This is a genomic window from Natronoarchaeum sp. GCM10025321, from assembly GCF_042663585.1.
GTDB lineage: Archaea > Halobacteriota > Halobacteria > Halobacteriales > Natronoarchaeaceae > Natranaeroarchaeum.
Map to the genome: position 1 here is coordinate 1 of NZ_JBHTAN010000008.1, position 8,507 is coordinate 8,507.

General features: G+C 62.8%; 10 protein-coding genes and 2 pseudogenes. 10 read left to right on the forward strand and 2 right to left on the reverse strand.

What is annotated here, in order from left to right; all coding sequences use genetic code 11:
- The 7 genes from ACFQL3_RS18505 to ACFQL3_RS18535 all read left to right on the forward strand — a co-directional run.
- Positions 1-285, forward strand: a 285-nt coding sequence (locus tag ACFQL3_RS18505; RefSeq protein WP_377057171.1) for a hypothetical protein, incomplete at its 5' end; no start/stop codon positions are given.
- Positions 286-450: 165 nt separating this feature from the next.
- Complete coding sequence (locus tag ACFQL3_RS18510; RefSeq protein ID WP_377051083.1) at positions 451-678, forward strand: 4Fe-4S ferredoxin N-terminal domain-containing protein; 228 nt, start codon at positions 451-453, stop codon at positions 676-678.
- Positions 671-3,001, forward strand: a complete 2,331-nt coding sequence (locus ACFQL3_RS18515; protein WP_377057173.1) for a molybdopterin-containing oxidoreductase family protein — start codon at positions 671-673, stop codon at positions 2,999-3,001. The genes ACFQL3_RS18510 and ACFQL3_RS18515 overlap by 8 nt, the downstream gene beginning before the upstream one ends.
- A gap of 2 nt (positions 3,002-3,003) precedes the next feature.
- Positions 3,004-3,612 (forward strand): 4Fe-4S dicluster domain-containing protein, encoded by a 609-nt coding sequence (locus tag ACFQL3_RS18520; RefSeq protein WP_377051087.1) that lies wholly within the window; start codon positions 3,004-3,006, stop codon positions 3,610-3,612.
- A 6-nt stretch (positions 3,613-3,618) separates the two neighbouring features.
- Positions 3,619-4,644 (forward strand): NrfD/PsrC family molybdoenzyme membrane anchor subunit, encoded by a 1,026-nt coding sequence (gene nrfD / locus ACFQL3_RS18525; protein ID WP_377057175.1) that lies wholly within the window; start codon positions 3,619-3,621, stop codon positions 4,642-4,644.
- 15 nt (positions 4,645-4,659) lie between these two features.
- The gene (locus ACFQL3_RS18530; protein ID WP_377057179.1) at positions 4,660-4,992 is read left to right on the forward strand and encodes a hypothetical protein; all 333 of its coding nucleotides are present in this window, start codon (positions 4,660-4,662) and stop codon (positions 4,990-4,992) included.
- The gene (locus ACFQL3_RS18535; RefSeq protein WP_377057177.1) at positions 4,940-5,230 is read left to right on the forward strand and encodes a molecular chaperone TorD family protein; all 291 of its coding nucleotides are present in this window, start codon (positions 4,940-4,942) and stop codon (positions 5,228-5,230) included. The genes ACFQL3_RS18530 and ACFQL3_RS18535 overlap by 53 nt, the downstream gene beginning before the upstream one ends.
- An 8-nt stretch (positions 5,231-5,238) precedes the next feature.
- Here the strand turns inward: ACFQL3_RS18535 and ACFQL3_RS18540 are convergent, their stop codons facing one another.
- On the reverse strand, positions 5,239-5,478 hold the full coding sequence (locus tag ACFQL3_RS18540) for a hypothetical protein (protein WP_377051099.1): 240 nt from the start codon (positions 5,476-5,478) through the stop codon (positions 5,239-5,241).
- A gap of 118 nt (positions 5,479-5,596) precedes the next feature.
- On the opposite strand from ACFQL3_RS18540, the gene panB reads away from it, so the two are divergent.
- Positions 5,597-6,412, forward strand: a complete 816-nt coding sequence (panB, locus tag ACFQL3_RS18545) for a 3-methyl-2-oxobutanoate hydroxymethyltransferase (protein WP_377052442.1) — start codon at positions 5,597-5,599, stop codon at positions 6,410-6,412.
- Here the strand turns inward: panB and ACFQL3_RS18550 are convergent.
- A pseudogene (locus ACFQL3_RS18550) lies at positions 6,409-7,201 on the reverse strand (alpha/beta fold hydrolase). The gene panB and the pseudogene ACFQL3_RS18550 overlap by 4 nt on opposite strands.
- 190 nt (positions 7,202-7,391) lie before the next feature.
- Here ACFQL3_RS18550 and ACFQL3_RS18555 point away from each other — a divergent pair.
- Both ACFQL3_RS18555 and ACFQL3_RS18560 read left to right on the forward strand, forming a co-directional pair.
- Positions 7,392-7,634: a DUF7127 family protein gene (locus tag ACFQL3_RS18555; RefSeq protein ID WP_377051101.1), complete on the forward strand. Its 243-nt coding sequence runs from the start codon at positions 7,392-7,394 to the stop codon at positions 7,632-7,634.
- A pseudogene (locus ACFQL3_RS18560) lies at positions 7,631-8,507 on the forward strand (AAA family ATPase); the annotation flags it as partial. The gene ACFQL3_RS18555 and the pseudogene ACFQL3_RS18560, both read left to right, overlap by 4 nt.

Consider the following 8,507-nt stretch of genomic DNA (forward strand, 5'->3'; position numbering starts at 1 on the left):
TCCAGACAGTGGGCCCAGTACGACGGGAACAACACGGAGGGTAACGTCCCGCCGGAGAAGTGGCGCGTCGACGTTAACGACCGGACGGACGGCGATACCGGCGATAGCGACCTGGAGATCGTCGTCGACGAGATCCCCGAACTCGCGTCCGCTGGTGCGAACCAGATCGAGGCGGCCGATGCCGCATACATGGCCGGCGACGAGATGGAGACCGACGACGGGGGCGACGGGGGCGACGGAGGCGGCGACTGGGGCTGTAGCTCGGTCGCGACGCCGACGCTCTGAGTCCGGACCTGAAGGGCTATCGCCGTCAGCGCGCAACACTCTCTTTTGATCGGCCGATCCGATGGTTCGTCCGGCACGTCCGGGATTCACCAGCATATAAAACCTGAATAGATCCCGAGGACGACCTATGCGGTCTAGAACCGTGGTTCCTATTGTGAGCACTCCATGAGCCCAGAAAACCAACAGGATCCACTCGAGGCGCTGTCCGCCCTTGGAACCGATCCCGAAGAGAGCGAATACGATCAGGAGCTCGGCCGGCAGGTCGGCATCGACGCGATGCGCGTCGCGAACGGCGAACTCACCGAGACGGAGTTCCACGAAAAGTACGACAAACGACTCCGCGAGGAGTTCGGCGACGACTACACGCCAGCGGAGGTGATCGCGGATGAGTAGCGAGGACGGGAGCGGACTGACCCGTCGAAACCTGCTGAAGACCGGCGCGGCCGCCGCAGGGGCCGCCGCACTCGGTGGCTGTCTGGATAGCGCGCCCGGGCTGGCAAGTACGGATCGGTCTGCGACACCGGTCGCGGACGCCGACACCGCCTTCGGCAACTGCTGGATGTGCTGTCACAACTGTGCCCAGGAAGTCAAAGTCAACGACGATACCGTCGTCGGAATCACTGGCGTCGACGGTAACCCCCGGGGGAGCGCAGGTCCCGGCACAAACGGAACGCTCTGTCCGAAGGGGCTAGCCCAGCTCGACAAGACTCACGACCCCGACCGGATCAAACAGCCCTACATCCGAGAGGACGGCGAGCTACGGGAAGCGACCTGGGACGAGGCCTTCGAGTACACAGCCGAACGGCTTCAGGAGTTCGACGAGGAACACGGTGCGGAGACGTTCCTCGACGCCGGAAGCTGGGCGGAGACGCCGATCTTCCGGACGATCTGGCGCGACCTCTACGGCACGCCCGAACGGATCGGCCGGGGAGTCCACGTCTGTGCCGGGCCGACGTTCGTCACCGGCGGGATGATGGGCGTCGGTCTGAACAACCGGGTTCCCGACTACCAGAACTCCGAGTATCTCATCATGTGGGGTCGGAACCCGCTTGGCTCCTTTGCCGGGCAGTTCGAGGCGAAAGGCGTCCTCGAAGCCATCGAGAAGAACGACGCGACGCCAGTAACGATCGACCCCCAGTACACCGAGACGGCCGAGAAGTCCGACGAATGGCTCCCGATCGAGCCCCGAACCGACGGCGCGCTGGCGCTGGCGATAGCACACGTCATCATCCAGGAGGGTCGCCTCGATCTGGAGTTCGTACAGGAGCACACCCACGGCTTCGAGGCCTACCGGGAGTCTGTCGCGGACAAGACGCCCGAGTGGGCCGCGGAGATCACCGGGATCGATGCCGACAAGATCCGAGAGATCGCCCGCGGCTTCGCCGAGGCAGCCCCGGCAGCGGGAATCTCGGTCTGGACCGGAACGGCCCAGATGGGCAACGGCTGGAAGGCTACCCAGAACATCACCGCGCTGAACGGGCTAGCCGGCAACATCGACCGCCCCGGCGGCCTCCGACTGTGGAAGAGTACGCCCACGGCGGATCCGTTCGAGGTCTGCGAATGGACGCCCGACGAGAAAGGGACCCAGGCGACGATCGGTGTCGACCTGCCGAACAACGCCGCGGGCAAAGAGCCGGCCCTCCACAAGTACGAGGAGTACGAGGAGTACCCGTTTCGGCACATCGAAGGGATCGCCCACAATCTCGTCCCCGAGATGGTCGAGAACGACCACATCAACGGCATCTACTGCCACCACGACATGCCGCTGAAAGACGGCAACGCCGAGGCGTGGCTCGATGCCCTCGACGAGATGGATCTGGTGATCGCCGTCGACGCCTACTGGAACGGCGTCACGCGCAACGCCGACGTCGTCTTCGCCGACGCGACCCAACTGGAGAAAGACACTGTCGGCACCGGTTCCTGGAGCGCCTACCCCGAACACCAGTGGGTCGTCGGCGGGAAAGCCGCCGTCGAACCACAGTTCAACACCAAACCGGACTGGGAGATCCTGACTGGCATCGCCGAGGCGATGGGCTGGGGCGAGAACTTCCCGTGGGACGACCACGAGGAGTTCATCGACGATCAGCTACAGGCGGTCGATCTTACCCTCGAAGAGCTCGACAGCGGCGACAAGAACTACGAACTCGTCGGCGAGTACGGCTACGAGCAATGGCGCGACGAGGACGGCCCGGCGTTCAGCTTCGATCTGGACCAGATACCGCCGTTCGTGCAGGCTGCCGAGGAGGCGGGAATGGATACGGCTCCCGAGTGGCAGCCTCCGGGGACCTACGGCGACGAACTCGACGAGGAGTACCCGCTGGAGTTCTACGACATCCGATCGGTGTTCTTCTCACACGGTAGCGATCAGGGGATCGACCGGTGTCTGGACCAGTTCGCCCGGAAGAACGAACTCGAAGACGAGGACTACCGCGGCAACTATCTGCACCTCAATCCCGAGGACGCCGAGGAACGCGGCATCGAGACCGGTGACATGGTGACCGTCGAATCAGAGACGGGCGGAGGAGAGTTGATGGCACACGTCACCGAGACAATCAAGCCGGGCATTGTTACCGCCGAGTACGGCTTCGGCGAGGGATCGGCACAGGAGGATTACGAGGGGATGAACACCATGAAACTACACGCCAAACAGATGGACCCGATTACCGGACAGCCGGACAGACACATCGCAGTCGACGTCACCAGCGGAGGTGAGTAACGATGGGTGAACAGTGGGCGTTCTACTTCGACGCGAACAAATGTATCGGCTGTCATGCCTGTTCGGTCTCGTGCAAGCAACGCCACGACCGCGATTCGGATCAGGACGAGTGGCGGACGGTCCGTAACGTCGAGCGCGGGGAGTTCCCCGATGTAAGCTCGATGCCCATCTCGATGTCGTGTATGCACTGTACCGACGCGCCGTGCGAGAAGGTGTGTCCGTGTAACTCGATCGAAAAGCGCGAGGAAGACGGTATCGTCACCGTCGACCGGGACAGCTGTATCGGCTGTCACTACTGTGCATGGGCGTGTCCGTACGGTGCACCGACCTACGACGATGGCGGCACCATGTCGAAGTGCAACCTGTGTCTCGGAGAGGGGCCCGGTGGCGGCCACGACATGCCTCCTCGGGAGGAACAAGAAGACGGCGGCTCGACGCCCGCATGCGTCGACAACTGTGTCGGCGGTGCGATCAAGGCCGGACCGGTTAGCGAACTGAAAGCCGAAGCGTCGACGGAGGCTATCGAACGGTTCGCCTCTCAACCGGCGAACGTTATCGTCGAGGCGGACCAGGACGACGACGAAGCCGGTGCAGTGACCTACGAGGTGTAGTCGATCATGACTGCACCGGAACTCTACTGGCTCGACGCGGGCCACTGGGACGTGTTCGTCGCGATCTACCTCTTCCTCGGGGGGCTCTCGGGCGGGGCGTTCCTGGTCGCATCTCTCGCGGAAGTGATTGGGTCACGTAGCGGCTACGAGGGGTACGAGTACGTCACGAAGTGGGGTTTTCTCACTTCTTTCCTGACGATCGCCGCGGGGTCGATCACCCTGCTGTTGCACCTCTCCGGCCCCTTCCTCAGGGCGTTTACGTTCCCGGTCCAGTTCACCAACTGGAGTTCGTGGATGGCGATCGGGACCTGGGTGATCGTGATCTTCAGCTTCCTCGTCATGTTCCGGGCCATCTGGGCCACGTTCGGAACAGAAGCGACGGACGACCCCAGTGGACTCCCGCGACACGTCGTGGCACGGACCGGGTTCGAGGGCTACATCGATCGTGCTGCCGACACGACGCGCCCGACCGGCCTCGCCGCCGTCGCCGTGCAGGTGATCGGCATCGTCCTCGCCGTGTTGCTGATCGTCTACACGGCACTGCTGCTGAGCGACGTCGGCTGGAACGTGCCGCTGTGGAACCCGAACATCCTCCCGTTGCTGTTCCTGGCGAGCGGGTTCTCGGCGGGTATCGCGGCGGTTCTGATGCTCTCGCAGCTAGCCAGCGACATAGACAGCCATCTCGTCCATCGGTTTAGCATCCTCGACGACGCGATTATCATCGTCGAGATTGTGGTGCTGGCGGCGTTGCTGTACACGCTGTCTACGGGCGGGCCAGCAGACACCGAGACGTACGCCAGCCTCACGGAGGGGTACGGTCTCCTGCTGTGGGTGGGCGTGCTCGGCCTCGGACTGGTGGTTCCGCTCGTTATCTCGGGCGCCCAGCAGGTCGTCGAGTTCCTCCGCGAAGAGAACGTGTTGATGACCAAACGGATCTGTACGACGAAGTTCGGGCTGGTTATCGCCGGATCGTTCATGCTACGATTTGTGATAATCTACGCGGCGATCCACCAGCCAGTCTACGTCGGATAAGCAACTACACAAACGATGAACGACGACCACACCCGCCTCTACGCCACGCTTGCGACGTGTTTCCAGCATCCGGACGAAGCGTTCGTTGACGCGGTCCGGAACGGAACGCTCGGGACGATCGTCGCAGAGTGTGCAGCATCGTTACCGATTGACAGCGTCGACGCACCGCCCCGGTTCGAAGATATTGCCCGGGCCCGCAGGGAGTATCTCCGGACCTTCGAAGCGTTCGAAGGCGAGTACGCTCCCCCCCGCCGAATCCGCCTACGAAGAGTGGTGGGACGGCACCGAACGCGGCATCCTCTCGGGACCGCCGGCGAGCGACATGAAGAGTCGATACGACGCGCTTGACGCCGCGGTTCCTCCGGAGTATCCAGCCGATCACGTCTCCCTGCTGCTGGAGTACGCGAGTCTGTTGCTGGAAGCAGAGCAACACGAGGGGTATGCCAACTTTCACGAAGCCCACTTCGACTGGATCCCCGCGTTTCGCGAGCGCGTCGAGGCGACTTCGGACTCAGGGTTTTATCTGTGGGCCGTCCGGACGCTCGATTCGGTCGTCCAAGCGATGGGCGAACGATACGCCGAGTGATCGAGGGATCACACCAGCGGCTGAGCGAGGATGTAGCCCGCGATCCCGATCGGAATCAGCCCGACAGCACGGGCAAGCCATGCCTGTTGCTCCGTAAGCACCTGGTCCTCGCCATACTCGCCGTGCCGGCCTGTGGTGGGCCCCTGTGCGAAAAACTGCAGTCTGACCACTGCGTTCGGCGCGACGACGAGCGCGAGGCCGAGGCCGAACGCCAGCACGGCCGCAAGAATCTCCCGGACTCCGTACATACGGCCGGGTTCGGAACGGGTGGGTATAAATATCCGACATCGTGGCCGGCCGTCCTCGCCGATGTCGGGCTATTGATCTTCCCACGCCATTTATTTGCTCCATCACCAACCACCCTGTATGGGACTGACCGTGCAGGACATCCGCGCCCGGGCGGGCGAGGAGCCGATTACGATGCTGACAGCGTACGACGCACCGACCGCAGAGTTGATCGACGAACGAGGCGTCGACGTGATACTGGTCGGCGACAGCATGGGCAACGCCGTACTGGGCTACGACTCCACGTTGCCGGTAACGGTCGACGAGGTAGCGAGCCGAACCGCCGCCGTGGCCAGGGGCGCTGAAGAGGCACTGGTCGTCGCGGATATGCCCTTCCTCAGCTACGGCACCGATCGGCAGACGAGCATCGAGAACGCCGGTCGGATGCTCAAGGAGGCCCACGCAGATGCGGTCAAACTCGAATGCGGCGAACACACCGTCGAACTGACCGAGCGACTCCACCAACTGGGAATCCCGGTCATGGCGCATCTGGGGTTGACGCCACAGCGCATCAACGAACTCGGCGGCTACACTCAGCAGGGTTCGGATCCAGAAGCCGCCCAGGAGATCATCGACCTCGCACACGCCCACGAGGAAGCGGGCGCGTTCTCGCTGGTGCTAGAGCACGTCCCGGCGAATCTGGCAGAGACGGTCACCGACGAACTGGAGATACCGACCATCGGCATCGGGGCCGGCCCGGCAACCGACGGGCAGGTACTGGTGTTCAACGACGCCATCGGCCTCGGCGAGTGGTCGCCGCCCTTCGCGGAGCAGTTCGGCGACGTCCGAGCGGAGATGCAGTCGGCAATCGATAGCTACGTCGAAGCGGTGTTGGAGGGTGAGTTCCCGGCAGAGGAGCATAGTCAGTACTCGGAGGAACTCGACGATCTATACTAATCGAGCGAACCGCTCTCCGCTAGCCCGTCGACGAACCGTTCGAGTGCGGTGTTGAAAGCGTCCGGCCGTTCGAGCATCGAGAGGTGGGCCGCATCTTCGATGATTGCTCGTGCGGCGTCGGGCAACTCCTCGGCGAGATACCCGTGGTAGCGCGGCGGCGTCAACTGGTCGTGCTCGCCGTAGATTGTAAGCGATGGCACGTCGGTCTCTTCTAACTGATCGCGAACGTCGAACGTGTGGCAGGTCCGAAAGTCCCGTTTCGTGATCTCACGGCCGACCTCCATCATGGCCGCCGCCGACGCCGACCGTAGTTCCTCGTCGGGGTCGTAGAACAATCGCCCGTCCGCGTGGAGGAACTCGACGGCACGCTCGAAGTCGTCGTCTAGCCAACCTTAGCAAGTCCTCGAGCACGGCGAGTTTCGCGCCGGTCCCAGTCAGCACGAGCGCTCCGGGGTCGTAATCGCGTTCGAGCGCCATATGCAACAGGACGGCACCGCCAAGCGAGTTCCCGACCAGCACGTCCGCGTCGGTCTCCTGTGCGATAGCGACGACATCGCTGGCATAGACCGAGAGCGTCTCGTAGCCGGCGCCAACGTCGGCGTCCTCCGACTCGCCGTGGCCGCTGAGGTCCATCGTTACGACCTCGTACCGATCCGCGAGCGTTCGCTGTTGCCGCCAGATATCGCTCGTCGCACCGCTACCGTGCACGAACAGGACCGTCGGGCCGTCGCCACCGCGGTCGGTCCGCCGATATGCCGTCGTCCGACCGTGGTGTGTGTACGTTTCCATACTACATGTTGACCGCAACGCGACGTGAATGTTCCCCCGACAGAGCCCGGTCGATAGTAGCCTCTCCGGAAGCAGTCGTACCGAAATCTGGTGTGAACCGCTTTTCGTCTATACTTGTGCTATATATGCCCTCTTGCGATTCTGAGAGTAAAGTTTATATACTAGCACGACTAACCTATTGTTAGGAATCATGGATATCAAACAGTTTTCACGACGAGACGATCGGCCGGTGCGGGAGTACGACGTCGACGGCACTCGCCGGGTCGTTGCGGATCTCGGAAGCGGCGTGGACGCCACCGTGGACGTCGTCGGTGACACCGCTATCGTCCTGCCCGAAGAGGGCGAGCAGATCGACATCGATCTGCCCCACGAGGATGCGCAAGCGTTTATCAAAAACGGAGTCCTCACTATCGAACTGGAGGAGCGACGATGAAACTCACTGTCAAACCACTCAAACAGAAAGACGCAGGCCGGGGACTCGCCGCGATCGATCGTGTATCGATGAGCGAACTCGACCTCGAAAACGGCGATTACATCGTCATCGAGGGGAGCGACGGGCGGAAAGCGGTTGCCCGCGTCTGGCCGGGCTACCCCGAGGACGAGGGACAGAACGTCATTCGGATCGACGGCCGTCTTCGACAGGAGGCCGACGTCGGTATCGACGACAGCGTCACCGTGGAGAAGGCGGACGTCCAGCCCGCGACGAGTGTGACTGTTGCACTCCCCAGAACCTCCGCATCCGCGGAAACATCGGTCCGCTTGTCCGTGACAAGCTTAGCGGACAGGCGATCACCGAGAACCAGACAGTGCCGTTCCCGCTTTCGTTCGGCCCGATGTCCGGGAACGGACGCTCGGTGCCGCTGAAAATCGCGAACACGGAGCCGAGCGGAACAGTCGTCGTTACCGATTCGACCGACATCGAGATCAGCGAGACGCCCGCCGAACAGATCAGCGGCGAGGCCGAACGCTCCGAGACCGGACCGTCGGTCACCTACGAGGACATCGGTGGCCTCGACGACGAGCTGAGCAGGTCCGAGAGATGATCGAGTTGCCGATGCGCCATCCGGAACTGTTCCAGCAACTCGGTATCGAGCCGCCGAAAGGCGTGCTCCTTCACGGACCGCCAGGCACCGGAAAGACGCTGATGGCGAAGGCGGTCGCCAACGAGATAGATGCCTACTTCGAGACCATCTCCGGCCCGGAGATCATGTCGAAGTACTACGGCGAGAGCGAAGAACAGCTCCGTGAGGTGTTCCGGAAGAAGCCGAGGAGAATGCGCCTGCGATCGTCTTCATCGACGAAATCG